The sequence below is a fragment of the Enterococcus camelliae genome (assembly GCF_042685105.1).
In the GTDB taxonomy this organism is placed as follows: domain Bacteria; phylum Bacillota; class Bacilli; order Lactobacillales; family Enterococcaceae; genus Enterococcus_G; species Enterococcus_G camelliae.
Map to the genome: position 1 here is coordinate 93,520 of NZ_JBHUMO010000072.1, position 14,656 is coordinate 108,175.

16 protein-coding genes are annotated in these 14,656 nt (G+C 36.9%); 4 read left to right on the forward strand and 12 right to left on the reverse strand.

Annotated elements, in window-relative coordinates; all coding sequences use genetic code 11:
* Positions 1-5 precede the first annotated feature (5 nt).
* Positions 6-506, reverse strand: coding sequence for a dUTP diphosphatase (locus tag ACFSR0_RS11650; protein WP_379982918.1), 501 nt, complete (start codon positions 504-506; stop codon positions 6-8).
* A 236-nt stretch (positions 507-742) separates the two neighbouring features.
* Here ACFSR0_RS11650 and proB point away from each other — a divergent pair, with 236 nt between their 5' ends.
* The 4 genes from proB (at position 743) to ACFSR0_RS11670 (ending at position 4,904) form a co-directional block, all read left to right on the forward strand.
* Positions 743-1,549, forward strand: a complete 807-nt coding sequence (gene proB, locus ACFSR0_RS11655; RefSeq protein WP_379982920.1) for a glutamate 5-kinase — start codon at positions 743-745, stop codon at positions 1,547-1,549.
* Positions 1,546-2,793 (forward strand): glutamate-5-semialdehyde dehydrogenase, encoded by a 1,248-nt coding sequence (locus tag ACFSR0_RS11660; RefSeq protein WP_379982922.1) that lies wholly within the window; start codon positions 1,546-1,548, stop codon positions 2,791-2,793. The genes proB and ACFSR0_RS11660 overlap by 4 nt, the downstream gene beginning before the upstream one ends.
* Before the next feature lie 154 nt (positions 2,794-2,947).
* Positions 2,948-3,184, forward strand: coding sequence for a hypothetical protein (locus ACFSR0_RS11665; RefSeq protein WP_379982924.1), 237 nt, complete (start codon positions 2,948-2,950; stop codon positions 3,182-3,184).
* A 97-nt stretch (positions 3,185-3,281) separates the two neighbouring features.
* On the forward strand, positions 3,282-4,904 hold the full coding sequence (locus tag ACFSR0_RS11670; RefSeq protein ID WP_379982926.1) for an ABC-F family ATP-binding cassette domain-containing protein: 1,623 nt from the start codon (positions 3,282-3,284) through the stop codon (positions 4,902-4,904).
* 72 nt (positions 4,905-4,976) lie between these two features.
* Here ACFSR0_RS11670 and ACFSR0_RS11675 read toward each other — a convergent pair whose 3' ends face one another.
* The 11 genes from ACFSR0_RS11675 to rpsF all read right to left on the reverse strand — a co-directional run bounded on the left by ACFSR0_RS11675 (position 4,977) and on the right by rpsF (position 14,618).
* Positions 4,977-5,219, reverse strand: a complete 243-nt coding sequence (locus ACFSR0_RS11675) for a GlsB/YeaQ/YmgE family stress response membrane protein (protein ID WP_379982928.1) — start codon at positions 5,217-5,219, stop codon at positions 4,977-4,979.
* A 281-nt stretch (positions 5,220-5,500) separates the two neighbouring features.
* On the reverse strand, positions 5,501-6,040 hold the full coding sequence (locus ACFSR0_RS11680; protein ID WP_379982930.1) for a GNAT family N-acetyltransferase: 540 nt from the start codon (positions 6,038-6,040) through the stop codon (positions 5,501-5,503).
* 72 nt (positions 6,041-6,112) lie between these two features.
* Positions 6,113-6,499 carry an MmcQ/YjbR family DNA-binding protein gene (locus ACFSR0_RS11685; protein WP_379982932.1) on the reverse strand — a complete coding sequence of 129 codons (387 nt, stop codon included), beginning with the start codon at positions 6,497-6,499 and terminating at the stop codon, positions 6,113-6,115.
* A 100-nt stretch (positions 6,500-6,599) separates the two neighbouring features.
* Positions 6,600-7,892, reverse strand: a complete 1,293-nt coding sequence (locus ACFSR0_RS11690) for an adenylosuccinate synthase (RefSeq protein WP_379982934.1) — start codon at positions 7,890-7,892, stop codon at positions 6,600-6,602.
* Between the two features lie 145 nt (positions 7,893-8,037).
* A complete protein-coding gene (locus ACFSR0_RS11695; protein ID WP_379982936.1) occupies positions 8,038-9,762 on the reverse strand; it encodes an aryl-sulfate sulfotransferase in 1,725 nt (574 codons plus the stop codon).
* Positions 9,763-9,899: 137 nt separating this feature from the next.
* Positions 9,900-11,270: a replicative DNA helicase gene (gene dnaB, locus ACFSR0_RS11700; protein WP_379982938.1), complete on the reverse strand. Its 1,371-nt coding sequence runs from the start codon at positions 11,268-11,270 to the stop codon at positions 9,900-9,902.
* Positions 11,271-11,366: 96 nt separating this feature from the next.
* Positions 11,367-11,822: a 50S ribosomal protein L9 gene (rplI, locus tag ACFSR0_RS11705; protein WP_379982940.1), complete on the reverse strand. Its 456-nt coding sequence runs from the start codon at positions 11,820-11,822 to the stop codon at positions 11,367-11,369.
* Between the two features lie 5 nt (positions 11,823-11,827).
* On the reverse strand, positions 11,828-13,285 hold the full coding sequence (locus tag ACFSR0_RS11710) for a DHH family phosphoesterase (RefSeq protein WP_379982942.1): 1,458 nt from the start codon (positions 13,283-13,285) through the stop codon (positions 11,828-11,830).
* Positions 13,286-13,516: 231 nt separating this feature from the next.
* Positions 13,517-13,753, reverse strand: a complete 237-nt coding sequence (gene rpsR / locus ACFSR0_RS11715) for a 30S ribosomal protein S18 (RefSeq protein WP_379982944.1) — start codon at positions 13,751-13,753, stop codon at positions 13,517-13,519.
* A 26-nt stretch (positions 13,754-13,779) separates the two neighbouring features.
* Positions 13,780-14,277: a single-stranded DNA-binding protein gene (ssb, locus tag ACFSR0_RS11720; protein ID WP_379982946.1), complete on the reverse strand. Its 498-nt coding sequence runs from the start codon at positions 14,275-14,277 to the stop codon at positions 13,780-13,782.
* A gap of 41 nt (positions 14,278-14,318) precedes the next feature.
* Positions 14,319-14,618, reverse strand: a complete 300-nt coding sequence (rpsF, locus tag ACFSR0_RS11725) for a 30S ribosomal protein S6 (protein ID WP_379982948.1) — start codon at positions 14,616-14,618, stop codon at positions 14,319-14,321.
* Positions 14,619-14,656 lie beyond the last annotated feature (38 nt).

Here is a 14,656-nt window from a genome sequence, read left to right on the forward strand (position 1 = left end):
CCTCTTTACTTACCTGATGATCCAAAACCGCCCTTGCGTTCTTCATAGGCATGATCATCATCTGCTTTTAAAAAGGGAAGAAATATCCCTTGACCAATTCTTTCTCCTTTTTTTATCACGACATCACTCAAACCAATATTCAAAAACTGAAACATGATATGCCCCTCATTCGCAGCATTATTATAATAATCTGCATCAATCACACCAATACCATTCCCTAACAGTAAAAAGCGTTTTAACGGGTTACTAGAACGGTTGGCTAGTTGCAAATACTCATCTGCACCCATATACGCCTTAACGCCAGTAGGTACAAGTGTTGGCTTAATTCCTTTTAATTCCTTTGGCACGCCTCTTTGACTCAAAAAATTCTTGATGATACTTGGAATTACCACTTCCTCAGATGCTTCAAAATCATAACCAGCTGCTTTTTTGGTTGCACGAGTTGGCAGATGGATTTCTTTATTTTTATAAGTGGAAAGTACTTCAAATCCACGTTTTTTTTCCAATCTATCTGACCCTCCTAATAAATGACTTGTCTTATTCTATCATAAAAACAGGAATCACTTTCTATTCATGACTCTCATCTTATTGTACACTCTATCCTCATAATACGGCGAAAAAACCAAAAAAAAACATCTCTCCTTTAACTTACATTTTTTTTTAAGAAAATATACATGACGAATGCACGTTTTATAGGTAAAATGAGAGAAACACGAGAAAAATGAAAATTTGAGGTGTAACGATGCGTGCAACATTAAAAGAGGCCAAACGAATCGTCATTAAAATTGGTACAAGTTCTTTGATGTATCCAAATGGAAACATTAATTTAGCTGGAATTGATGAACTAGCTTTTGTTTTGAGTGATTTACGAAATCAAGGAAAAGAAATCATATTAGTATCGTCAGGTGCAATTGGCGTAGGTATGAACAAATTGCATATGCAAAAACGTCCGTCCGCTATCCCTGAACAACAAGCCGTTGCAGCTGTCGGTCAAGCCGCGTTGATGGATATTTACAATCAACGTTTCTTAACTTACAGCCAACAAACCGCTCAATTATTACTGACGCGAGATATTGTCGAGTACCCAAAGAGTCGACAAAATGTTATTAACACACTAGAACAGCTTGTTCATATGAATATTATCCCAATTATTAACGAAAATGATACTGTAGCGGTTGAAGAGCTAGATCATCAAACAAAATTTGGTGACAATGACCAATTATCCGCTATCGTTGCGGAATTAATTCAAGCCGACTTATTAATCATGCTCTCCGATATTGATGGGTTTTATTCTGACAACCCGTTAACAAATACTGATGCTACCCTTTATCCTCATATTACAGCAATTACAAAAGAGTTGATGGAACAAGCAACTGGAAAAGGCAGTCGTTATGGTACTGGTGGCATGATGAGCAAACTCAAAGCAGCTCAACGGATCCTTGCAGCAAAACATGCTATGGTCCTAGCAAACGGAAAACACCCGAAAATTATTTTTGCAATTTTAGCAGGACAACCCGTGGGAACATTATTTAAGGAGGAAGCGCAATGATCGATTTACAAACTTTGGGCAAACAAGCCAAAGACAGTGCCTATCAATTAGGTCTGTTAGAAACAGCCAAAAAGAATGAATTATTAAACCAAATGGCTGACGCCCTAGAAAAACGAACAGATGATATCTTAATCGCAAACACTCTAGACCTCAACCAAGCAGAGGAAAATAAAATTCGTGATGTCATGAAAGACCGGCTGCGCTTGACACCAGAGCGCATTCAGGAAATGGCTAATGGCATGCGACAAGTGGCTCAGCTACCTGACCCAATCGGGAATGTCGATAAGATGTGGAAAAATACCGATGGACTGCTCATTGGCCAACAAAGAGTACCCCTGGGAGTCATTGGTATTATTTATGAATCACGACCAAACGTGACCACGGATGCAGCAAGCCTCTGTTTTAAATCAGGCAATGCAGTGATTTTACGTGGCGGGAAAGAAGCATTTCATTCAAATCAACAGTTAGTACAAATTTTACAGGATGCCTTGCTAGAAGCTCAACTAGCACCTTATGCCATTCAATTTGTGGATGATACTTCCCATGAAACTGCTAAAGCACTTATGCAACTAACTGACTACCTTGACGTCTTAATTCCTCGTGGTGGAGCCGGTCTTATACGCAGAGTCAAGCAAACAGCTACCGTTCCTGTCATCGAAACCGGAACAGGCAATAATCATGTTTACGTGGACCGCCATGCACAATTAGATATGGCCATCCCCATTATCATCAATGCAAAAGCTCAACGACCATCTGTTTGTAACGCGATGGAGACCTTGTTAATTCACCATGAAGTTGCGCCCTTCTTTTTACCGAAAATTGAAGAGGCTTTGATTGCCAATCAAATTGAAATTCATGCAGATGAACGAGCAATGGACTACCTAAAAACAGCACTGCCAGCAACAGAAGCAGACTGGTCCACCGAATATCTGGACTATATTTTAGCTATTAAAGTGGTGGATTCCTTAGAAGAAGCAATTGTCCATATTAATAAATACAATACCAAACACTCTGAAGCTATCATTACGGATAATTATGGGGCTTCTCAAAAATTTCTAAAAGAAGTAGATGCCGCTGCTGTTTATGTCAATGCTTCTACACGGTTTACAGATGGTTACGTCTTTGGATTTGGTGCTGAAATTGGTATCTCTACCCAAAAGATTCATGCCCGCGGGCCAATGGGCTTGCATGAATTAACTTCAATCAAGTACATTGTATACGGAAATGGTCAAATTCGACACTAATGGACCATTCCCATCGCTGTTCGATTCACCGAAGTGAATCGAACAGTTTTTTTATTTCCTACTTTTCTATCCCTCTGAAACTTTACAGAACGATGTAAAACGTTTACACTAAAAATGTTGGGGATAGCAAAAAATGAAAAGGTAGGAGAAAAAAATGTACCAAGTACGTTTTATTGATTTATATACAAAACATTATGTTGATAGTGAAATTGACGAAATTCCACGAACTGGGGATATGTTAAAGTTGACTGGTCGCGGCAAACACTATATTGTTCGTGGTGTTGCACGAGATATTGATGAAACAGAAGGAAAAACCGCAAAGATTGTCATTTACCTTGAAAATATCAATCAAACTTATTGGATGAACAGTTTGGCATCGGATAAGCACTGATCCTTAGATAAATCATCTGATTTTCTTGAAAGTTTCGACTGTGACCGCTATAATCTTATAAGACTGCGGTCAAATATAGATAAAGTGAGGAAATGCGTTGATTACAGTAAGTGATGTGAGTTTGCACTTTTCAGATCGCAAACTTTTTGATGATGTAAATATTAAATTTACGCCCGGAAATTGTTATGGATTAATTGGTGCAAATGGTGCAGGGAAATCAACCTTCTTGAAAATATTAGCAGGTGATATTCAACCTTCAACAGGCAATGTTTCTTTAGGACCTGATGAACGTTTGGCCGTATTGCGTCAAAATCACTTTGATTTTGAAGACTATCCTGTAATTGAAACAGTGATTATGGGACACAAACGTCTTTATGATGTGATGAAAGAAAAAGATGCTATTTATATGAAAGAGGATTTCAGTGATGAAGATGGCATTCGTGCAGCAGAACTAGAAGGTGAATTTGCTGAATTGGATGGTTGGGAAGCTGAGCCCGAAGCAGCCGTTCTCTTACAAGGATTAAATATTCCTGAAGCACTGCATCATGTCAAAATGAAAGAATTAACAGCTGGTCAAAAGGTGAAAGTTTTACTTGCTCAGGCTTTATTTGGCAAACCAGATGTACTTTTACTTGATGAACCAACCAATGGACTGGATATTCAATCAATTAATTGGTTAGAAGAATTTTTGATTAATTTTGATAATACTGTGATTGTTGTATCCCATGACCGACATTTTTTAAATAAGGTCTGTACCCACATGGCGGATCTTGATTTTGGAAAAATCAAGTTATACGTTGGTAATTATGATTTTTGGCTGGAATCAAGCCAGTTAGCTACCAAGTTACAAGCCAATGCGAATGCCAAAAAAGAAGAACAAATAAAAGAATTACAAGAATTTATCGCTCGTTTCAGTGCCAATGCTTCGAAATCAAAGCAAGCAACGTCACGGAAAAAAATGCTTGATAAAATTACGCTAGATGATATTCAACCCTCTTCTCGTCGTTATCCATTTGTTGGCTTTAAGCCAGAACGCGAAATTGGAAATGATTTACTACAAGTTGAAAATGTTAGCGTAACAATTGATGGAAAAAAAATATTAGACAACATTTCTTTTACATTGAACAAAGAAGACAAAGTCGCCTTTATTGCAAAAGATGACATCACAACAACCATTTTGTTTAAAGTTATCATGGGCGATTTAACTCCAGACACTGGGACCGTTCGTTGGGGTGTGACCACTAGTCAAGCCTATTTAGCAAAAGATACCAGCAATGAATTCGCGAGTGCTATGACCATTCTTGACTGGCTACGCCAATACGCAAGCAAAGAAGAAGACGACAATACTTTCTTGAGGAGTTTCCTAGGAAGAATGCTATTCTCTGGAGATGAAGTATTAAAACCTGTAAATGTCCTTTCTGGTGGGGAAAAAGTCCGCTGCATGCTATCGAAAATGATGCTCTCTAAAGCCAATGTATTGGTGTTAGATGATCCTACAAATCATTTAGATTTGGAATCCATTACAGCATTAAATGATGGCTTAATGTCCTTTACAGGCGCATTGCTATTTGCTTCGCACGATCACCAATTCATTCAAACTCTGGCTAATCGAATAATTGCCGTTTCTGATAAAGGTGTGGTTGATCGCGCAGAAACAACCTACGACGAATTTTTGGAAAATCCCGAACTGCAAAAACGTGTAGCCACACTTTATGCTTAAGGGGAAAGCCAAATTTCAGGGAATAGAAAAAGGAGACTCGCAAGATTGCGAGTCTCCTTTTCACTAGACAAATTATTTTTTTCCTAAAAAGAAGGAAATAACAGCTACGACAATGACTGCTCCTAAAATTGAAGGAAAAACAGCCATTCCAGCCAGTTTCCAACCCCAATTTCCAAAAAGTGCTTGACCGACAGCTGAACCAATTAACCCAGCGGCAATATTCGCTATCCATCCCATTGATTCACCTTTATTTGTAATTGCACCTGCAACCACACCGATAATAGCACCCACAATTAAAGACCAAATAAATCCCATAATAGCAACTTCCTCTCTGATAATCATTTTTATCAAACAGATTGGTTTGATACTATATAGTTTACATGAAAAATAATAAGTGTGTTTCAGCCATGCTTATCTAAAAGAATTCTTTTCCATTCGATTCTCTTTTATTTACTTTTAACAAGAAAGAATGCTCATTTTTTTCCTAGTGAAATAGGAAAAACCTTTAGTGAGAGAAATAATTTAGAAGAGTTTGACTAATTTTATCAAAAAAATAATTTGTTCAAAAAAAATTGATGATATTTTTTCTTTATCTCTTATGAATCGGTACTCAATCGCTCATATAAACATAAATTTCTTGGTTCACCGTACAATAAGCTATCTTGTCTTAATGTACCAACAAACGTAAATCCACTCGCTCTAGCTACTTGGTTACTTGCTTGATTTTCTTGCACCGCTCGAATGGACAATTTCTTTAATTCTAGTGTGTCAAACGCGTAAGTACATAACGCGCGAACAGCTTTTTTCATGATTCCTTGTTTGGTATAGTCCTTCGCTAACCAATACCCGATTTCTGCTTTTTTTATCTCTTTATCGATAAAATGCAAGTCAATCATCCCAATCAACGTCTCTTTTTTAGCGATGACAAATAAGCAATCCGTTTCATTCACCATGCCTTGTAACTTCATTTTGAGGTATGTTTTTTCATCATCAATTGTCTTTGTTTTCGGTATAAAATCCAAAAATTCGCCTAAATGTTGACGATTTTGATTAAGGACATCAAAAATTTCTTCTGCCATTTCTGGCATTGGAAAAATAAAAGATAATTCTTCATCAATTGCTATCGTAAACCGCATCTATTTTTCCTCCTCTTTATCAATTCCACAGAATCCAGCTACTAACTCAATGCAAAAGAAATCACGTTATCTCTAGTCATTCATTAATAGTGTTTTTCGTTCACTCTTCGTTAATTTTGCTCTCACTAATTGATAAGATTCAAAAATCAGTTGTTCGATTTGTTCATCAGATACTTCTTTTGAAGAAAGCAACACTGAATTCCAGTGTGTTTTATTTGCATAATACCCAGGAATGATTGCTCCAGAGTAAAGTTCTCGTAACTCTTCATTTTTTTTCGGTAAATTTTTTAAAGTAATCTTGGCTTGCGGGTCTGCTGCAGGATTCATCAACCCAAATTGTTTTCCTAAAAGCGAAAAATAGACAGTCCCCCAGTCCTCTCGGAAATAGACCTCTGCTCCAGGTAAAGATTGGCCATAAGCTGTCATTTTTTTGATTCGCTTCTCAATAAATTCTTGCATTTCTTCACATCCGTTTCTCTTTCGACTCTCTAACTATCTAAAGTAGTTAAGCATATTGCAAAAACACCGAAAGAAGCACTTCTTTCGGTGTTCATCGTATTTAAATTTGAGACCAGACACTTTCTAAAATGTTTGTTTGGGTCCGATCCGGGCCAACTGAGAAAGTTGAAATTCGAACGCCGACCAACTCTGAGACGCGGCGCACGTAGTTTCGTGCATTTTCTGGTAAATCAGCTAATGTTTTGCAACTGGTAATATCTTCTGACCAACCCGGTAGTTCTTCATAGACTGGTTTGCATCGTTGCAATTCTTTTAAGCTAGCTGGATAGTGATAAATCAATTGACCATCCAGTTCATACGCAGTACAAATTTTCACTGTTTCTAAACCACTTAAAACATCAATCGAATTAAGCGACAGATTTGTAATTCCTGAAACACGACGAGAGTGACGCATAACAACAGAATCAAACCAACCGATTCTTCGTGGTCGTCCAGTGGTTGTCCCATACTCACGACCAACTTCACGAATTTGACTACCAGTTTCATCAAACAATTCGGTAGGAAATGGTCCATCCCCTACACGTGAAGTATATGCTTTACATACGCCAACAACTTTATTAATTTTGGATGGGCCAACCCCACTACCAATTGTAACGCCACCAGCCACTGGATTTGAAGAAGTAACAAATGGGTATGTCCCTTGATCAATGTCCAACATAACTCCTTGAGCACCTTCAAATAAAACCCGTTTTCCTTCATCTAGTGCATCATTAAGAATCACCGAAGTATCGGTTACATATTGTTTAATTTGTTGCCCATATTCGTAATATTCTTCAAAAATATCCTCAAATGCTAGTGGTTCAGAATCAAACATCCGTACAAATTGACGATTTTTATCCTCTAAGTTTAATCGTAATCGTTCTTCGAAAATTTCTTTGTCCAATAAATCTGCAATGCGAATACCTACGCGCGCTGCTTTATCCATATAAGCTGGGCCAATGCCTTTATTAGTAGTCCCAATCTTATTGACACCCTTTGCTTCTTCTTGCAATTGATCTAATTTGATATGATAAGGCAAAATAACATGTGCTCGATCAGAAATACGTAAATTGTCAGTGTTTATTTTATGTTCTGCTAAGTAAGCCAATTCTTTAACAAGCGACTTAGGATTGACAACAACCCCATTCCCAATAACACTAATTTTTTCCTTGTAAAAAATACCAGAAGGAATTAAGTGCAATTTGTAGGTTACACCGTTGAATTGAATCGTGTGTCCCGCATTGTCTCCACCTTGATAACGAGCAATCACTTCAGCATTTTCACTGAGAAAATCGGTGATTTTTCCTTTTCCTTCATCGCCCCACTGCGTTCCAACTACTACTACTGATGACATATGAATACCTCTTTCTGTATTTGTTGTATTCCCAAAACATTGTAGCAATTTTCCCAACAGATTTCAACCAAAAATCGAATGTTAGAAGTTTACAATTTAAAAAAACGGCTTAAATACGAACATTATCGTCGCTCTTTTTTTTGAATTACGCAAAATAGAAACCGTTGAAACTCATTTTATAGGTTCGATAAATAAATTTTGTGCCACTTTTTTTCGAGAAACGACGAATCAATGTACCATTCTCATCGTATTCAGCAAATGATGCCTGTGCGCCGGAATCAACTATAATATTGTCATTATACTGTTCGACACTACTAATATATGCAGAATAAGGAACCTTGAATGACTGAATCAATGTATATGTTCCTTCTGTTTCATCTACCAGATATCGATAATAATATGAAGTTTCTCCCATAGAAGAACGCTCTTTGGCCGTTGTATCCATACCAAAGTTTTCCCAATCATAGCTACTACTTCTAGAATCCATGACCGTCGAATTATTGCTAAACATCGATAAATAATACTGACCATCTTTTAAGGTTTCATCTGTCTCATAAGTCACAGAATGTTGCCCCGCTTGTGACAAAAAGTTATTCGTTTTAGTAAGTAAAAGATGACGATACTCGCCGATTCCTTCCCAAATAGAATCATCAGCCATCATATACGTAATCGCCGCATCTTCGCTTGACTGACCAAGGGATAACTTCATAATTGTCGAAGTTTCTCTCGAACTAACAATAATTGAACCATTATCGACTACTTGGATGGTATTTAAATGAATGGGATCTAATTTGCCAATATTATTACTGTGCTCTTCCAAATCCGTTGCTTGTTCATACAGGCTTGGTACCAACGTCTCAAAATTAACAACCTCAGATACACTGCCATCTAACAAATTTATTTTCACTACTCGATCTTCAACAATATTTTCTTCTTCCTCGGCAGTTTTGCTAGTAGCCAATGCGAGAATCGTTTTTCCATCACTTGATAAAACAAAATCATGGTGCAACACATAATCGGTATTTGCTAATGATAAGACTTGTGTCACTTTGCCCAAACGATTTATTTTGGCAATTTTTGATGATGAAATGGCGTAATACATTTGCTGATCATCGGTAGGAACAAGACGGAGAGAATTGTAACCGACTATAGGGATTTCTGCTCGAACTATTCCGTCATTGTCCACATAATAAGTAGCTCTTCCTTTTTCTTCATCTCGATTTCCGATAATTGCATATAACCCATTCGATAATTCTGTCGTACTAGTACCATCCTCTACCGTATAGGCGTTATTATCTGTTGTGTAATACGCAGGTGGTGTATATGTAATTGTAGTTGTCTTCTTTTCACCTGATTCAGAAGTACTTGTAATCGATATGTTATTTTCTAATCCCGCAATACTTCCAATGATTTGATAAACATGTGTTTTGGTATATTCTTCATTGTCATCATTTGCCAAGCCTTGTGAAAAGGATGCGTATCCTTTTGTTTGTATCGTGTAAGTAATCTTTGTTGCTTCTTCCGTCGTAAAATAGACGTACAAACCCGTTGTATTGGTTAAATACGGATTGGAGACTACTAATGGGTTTTCTAAGGTATATGCATGTTCTGACTCAAGTTTTGTTAATTTGTCTGAAATTTTATTTTGGTTTTTTTCTTTATAAATATCACTGACTTGTGTAATAGCTAAGTCAGTATAGTCAAGAACTTCGATATTTTCCCCATTCGTACTTGTCAAGAGATCTGCTAATGGAGTATCACTTGAATCCCCTTCTGACTCTCCGGCAACCTTGTAGCTATAAAACAAAAATAAACTACTTATTCCAAATAGTAGCAATACGCTACCAATTAAACTCTTTTTTTTGTTCATCAAATCCCCGCTTTCATTTTCTTTACTACAACTATAGAAAGGGGAACTTAAATGAATCTTAGTTTGATAGCATTCTCCTTATAACGCAAAAAAAAACATCTGAGACAGATGTTTTTTTATTCCTGATAAAAAATTGTTTATACAAAATCCTCTCTTAGCGATAGAGAAGAAAATTTATTGTATTCCTTTATAAACAATAATTCGACCGTTCCTCGAGCACCACTTCGATTTTTTTCAATAATAACTTCTACTTTATTATTTACTTCCTTTTCTTCATGATCCTCTTCTTGATTTCCCTCGCGTTCATAATAGTCATCACGATAAAGAAAAGCGACAATATCTGCATCTTGTTCAATTGATCCAGATTCACGAATGTCACTTAATACAGGACGCTTATCTTGTCTTTGTTCAACACCACGTGATAACTGAGACAAGGCAATAACAGGTACTTTCAACTCTTTAGCCAGCTTCTTTAATTGACGTGAAATTTCAGAAACTTCTTGTTGCCGACTTTCACGTCCCGTTCCTTCAATCAATTGTAAATAATCAATCATTATTAATCCTAAATTTCCTTTTTCTTGGGCTAATTTTCGGCATCGTGCCCGTATTTCAGAAATTTTAATTCCCGGCGTATCATCAATATAGATATTCGCTCGCGATAAACTACCCATAGCTACAATTAGCGCTCGCCATTCCTCATCTGTTAGTTGCCCTGTACGTAAATTACCGGCCTGGATTGACCCTTCTGCACAAAGCATCCGATTCACAAGTGATTCTGCACCCATTTCCAAGCTAAAGATGGCTACTGCCTGATCGGTTTTTGTACCAATATTTTGTGCAATATTCAACGCAAAAGCGGTCTTCCCGACTGCCGGTCTTGCTGCAATAATAATTAGCTCTTCCTTATGCAATCCGGCAGTCATCTTATCTAATGCTTGATATCCTGTTGGTAAACCGGTGATTGCTTCCCCCTGCTGGGCAAGCTGATCAATATTTTCAATAGCCGTATTTAACACATCCGCAATGGACTTAAATCCCGAACTATTGCGTTTCTCAGTGACTTCTAAAATACTTCTTTCCGCATCATCTATGATTGTTTGAACATCATCACCTTGTTCAAATCCCTTTGTAACAATTTGATTTGCGGTATGAATCAAACTGCGTAAAATTGCTTTATCCTCAACAATTTTGGCATAATAACTAATACTAGCCGAAGAAGGGGAAGATTGACTTAATTCTGTCAAATACAATATCCCACCAATATCTTCTAATGATTGACTGCTTTCAAGTTCCGCTTTTAAAGTAATCACATCAATTGCTTCATTGCGATCATTTAATTGAACCATTGCCTGAAAAATTAATTGATGGGCACGGCGATAAAATGCTCTAGGCTCAAGAATTTCCATTGCATCAATGATTGCATCATTATCTAAAAAAATCGCACCTAAGACTGCTTGTTCTGCTTCAATATCTTGAGGCGGAATGCGATCTTGCCAAACTTCATTCATGCGTTTCGCTCCTATATTTCTTTCAATCTGATTTGTTAAAAAGAGGAAAAAGTGATTCAACAGTTGTTTCTTACTGTCTGACTATTTAGTCCATTTTTACTTTATTTCGTCAATATGGACACGAATAGAAGAAACAAGTTCGGGATGTAACTTCACTGGTATATCTGCATATCCTAAACTTCTAAGCGGTTGTTTTAAATCAACTTTTCTTTTATCAATCTTTATTTTATATTGTTGTTCGAGTGCATCTGTTATCTGTTTTGAAGGAATTGATCCAAATAAACGTCCGTCTTGACCAGCTTTCGCCTGCAATCTTACAACAGTTGTTTCGTCTTCTAAAACCTTTTTCAACTTTTGCGCTTCGCTAAAAATTTCCTCTTCATATTTTGCTTGTGCGTTTTGTTTTCCTTTTAATTCAGCTATCGCTTCTTTGGTTGCCTCTTTTGCCAAGTGTTTTTTTAAAAGATAGTTTTGCGCGTATCCTGTCGAAACCTCTTTTATTTCTCCTTTTTTTCCTTTTCCTTTTACATCAGCTAAAAAAATTACTTTCATCATTGTCACTCCTTGGTACTTTCTAGTTTATCTAATTCTTGAAACAATTCTTGCTGGACTTCATCCAGATTTTTTCCTTTAATTTGGGTTGCAGCATTGGTGAAATGCCCGCCTCCCCCTAAAGCTTCCATAATTGTTTGAACATTAATTTTTCCAGAGCTTCTTGCACTAATACCTATTACGCCACCAGCCTGCTTAGTAATTACAAATGATGCATGAATGCCATTTAATGAAAGTAGGGTATCTGCCGTTTTTGCAACTGTTACTCCATCATAAATTTCCCGGTCATCTGCTACAGAGACCACAATATCTTTTCGATAATACGCACTTCTAGCGACTAAACGACTAATTGACAAGTAAGAATCCAAATCCGAACTTAAAAGATATTGCACTAATGCGATATCTGCTCCTTGGGATTTTAAGAAACTAGCCATATCAAACGTTTTTCCCGTCGTACGAACCGCAAAACTTTTTGTATCAACATAAATTCCTGCCAATAAAAGCGTAGGGACAAACTTAGGTAACCGATTTTTGTGATTGGTTTGAAATTGTATGAACTCAGATACAAGTTCAGATGCCGAAGAGGCGGATGTTTCAATATACGTTAACAATGGTTTATTAGGAAATTCATCTCCACGACGATGATGATCAATGATAATGATTTTTTCAAATGCGTCATAAACATTCTGAGAGATTGATAATGACGGTTTATGATAATCCACCATAACCAGGACACTGCGATTGTCAATTTTAGCTAGCGCTTCTTTTTCAGTGATTAACATGTTTTCCAATTCGGTATATTTATCCAACTCTGTTAAGCAGCGTGTCATATCTGGATTAATTTCATCCCGATTAAATAGAACATATGCTTCTCTTTTAACTAATTTAGCTAGACTAGCAATACCAAAGGCTGCACCCATGGCATCCATATCAGGAAACCGATGCCCCATGACAAAAATTTTATGATTTTCTAGGAAAATTTTCTTTAGCGCAAGGCTCATGGCACGAGATCGAGTCCGGGTTCGACGGATAGTTCCATCCGTATTGCCTCCAAAAAACTGTGGTTTGGCATTGGGATCTACATCTTTCACAACGACTTGATCACCACCACGAGCTTGAGCTAAATCAAGATTGTTTTGTGCGACTTCACCAACTTTTTCAATGTCCATTTCACCATAAGCAATCCCCATGCTTAATGTTAAAACAAATTCGCTATTAATTTCTGCCTCTTTCACTTGTTTTAATAAAACAAATTGATTTTCCTTCATTCGTTCAATATCAGCTTCTTTAGCTACAAAAAAATATCGTTCAGAATTGATCCGTTTATAAAAAATACGGTTATCATTTGCCCAATCTGAAATCATTGTCGTAACTAATGTATTTAAAGACGAAATATACTTATCATCCATTCGATCAATGATATCATCGTAATTATCTAATGAGATAATTCCTATCGCTGTCATATTATTACTCCTCATATTTACCCATACAATACCCTAATCTATCAACATATTGAACCCATTTTTATCTGTATATATCCGCGAAACTCATAATCTATTCTACCATAAACTTGATTGCTCTCCTAGTTTTGAACATGTTTCACATGAAACAATAAACAACAGATGTGCAACGCTTGTGAGATTGATTTGTAAAAAAAAAACCTCACATTGTGAGATTCTTTTTTTACAAACTAATTATTCTTCAGTAGCAAAAGGTAATAACCCCATGATACGTGCGCGTTTGATAGCAATTGTTAATTTACGTTGGTTTCTAGCACCAGTACCTGTTACACGACGTGGTAAAATTTTTCCACGTTCTGAAATGAATCTTTTTAGTAATTCAATATCTTTGTAGTCAACATATTCAATATGATTAGCTGCTAGATAGTCTACTTTACGACGTTTACGTCCGCCTCTTCTTTGTTGTGCCATTCTGTTTCCCTCCTATCAAAAATTTTCTAGAATGGTAAGTCATCGTCTGAAATGTCAATTGATGAACTTCCGAATGGATCAGAAGTGTCGCGATCAAAATTTGGCATTCCGCTTGATTGTTGAGATGTTTGGTTTTGATTACTGTTAAAGTTTGTCGATTGATTCCCACTAAAACCGGTATCTGTTCCACGGCGTTCTGAAGATGACCGAGATTCTAACAATTGGAAGTTTTCTGCAACGACTTCCGTTACATACACTCTTTGTCCTTGTTGATTCTCATAGTTTCTGGTTTGAATTCTGCCAGTTACTCCTAGAAGTGTTCCCTTACGAGCATAATTGGCTAGCGTTTCCGCTGGTTTACGCCAAATAACACAGTTGATGAAATCTGCTTCTCTCTCGCCACTTTGGTTTGTAAAATTACGATTGACAGCTAATGAAAAAGTTGCCACAGCCGCACCATTGGCGGTATAACGTAATTCTGGGTCTCTTGTTAATCTTCCAACTAATACAACGTTGTTAATCAAGGTTCATCATCTCCTCATCGTTTTTGTTTCACGTGAAACAATTATTTTTCTTCTTTCACAATCATGTGGCGAATGATATCGTCGTTGATTTTTGCAAGACGATCAAATTCGCTAACAGCACTCGCTGATGATGGAGAAGAAACTTTAACGATGTGATAGATACCTTCACGGAATCCGTTCATTTCGTACGCTAGACGGCGTTTTTCCCAATCTTTTGATTCGATAACTTCAGCTCCGTTATCTTTCAAGATGGAATCGAAACGTTCGATTAAAGCTGATTTTGCTTCTTCATCAATGTTAGGACGAATAATGTATAAAATTTCATAGTTCGTATTGTTCATTGATTTTTCACCTCCCTATGGACTTTGGCTCTTAAATT

Bases quoted from the DNA above. Each gene is read 5' to 3' on its own strand.
- ACFSR0_RS11680 (WP_379982930.1), bottom strand. From the start codon at position 6,040: ATGCGGTTTACGATAGCAATTGATGAAGAATTATCTTTTATTTTTCCA.
- rplI (WP_379982940.1), bottom strand. From the start codon at position 11,822: ATGAAAGTAATTTTTTTAGCTGATGTAAAAGGAAAAGGAAAAAAAGGA.
- rpsF (WP_379982948.1), bottom strand. From the start codon at position 14,618: ATGAACAATACGAACTATGAAATTTTATACATTATTCGTCCTAACATT.
- proB (WP_379982920.1), top strand. From the start codon at position 743: ATGCGTGCAACATTAAAAGAGGCCAAACGAATCGTCATTAAAATTGGT.
- rpsR (WP_379982944.1), bottom strand. From the start codon at position 13,753: ATGGCACAACAAAGAAGAGGCGGACGTAAACGTCGTAAAGTAGACTAT.
- ACFSR0_RS11685 (WP_379982932.1), bottom strand. From the start codon at position 6,499: ATGCAAGAATTTATTGAGAAGCGAATCAAAAAAATGACAGCTTATGGC.
- ACFSR0_RS11675 (WP_379982928.1), bottom strand. From the start codon at position 5,219: ATGGGATTTATTTGGTCTTTAATTGTGGGTGCTATTATCGGTGTGGTT.
- ACFSR0_RS11660 (WP_379982922.1), top strand. From the start codon at position 1,546: ATGATCGATTTACAAACTTTGGGCAAACAAGCCAAAGACAGTGCCTAT.
- ACFSR0_RS11695 (WP_379982936.1), bottom strand. From the start codon at position 9,762: ATGAACAAAAAAAAGAGTTTAATTGGTAGCGTATTGCTACTATTTGGA.
- dnaB (WP_379982938.1), bottom strand. From the start codon at position 11,270: ATGAATGAAGTTTGGCAAGATCGCATTCCGCCTCAAGATATTGAAGCA.
- ACFSR0_RS11665 (WP_379982924.1), top strand. From the start codon at position 2,948: ATGTACCAAGTACGTTTTATTGATTTATATACAAAACATTATGTTGAT.
- ACFSR0_RS11690 (WP_379982934.1), bottom strand. From the start codon at position 7,892: ATGTCATCAGTAGTAGTAGTTGGAACGCAGTGGGGCGATGAAGGAAAA.
- ACFSR0_RS11710 (WP_379982942.1), bottom strand. From the start codon at position 13,285: ATGACAGCGATAGGAATTATCTCATTAGATAATTACGATGATATCATT.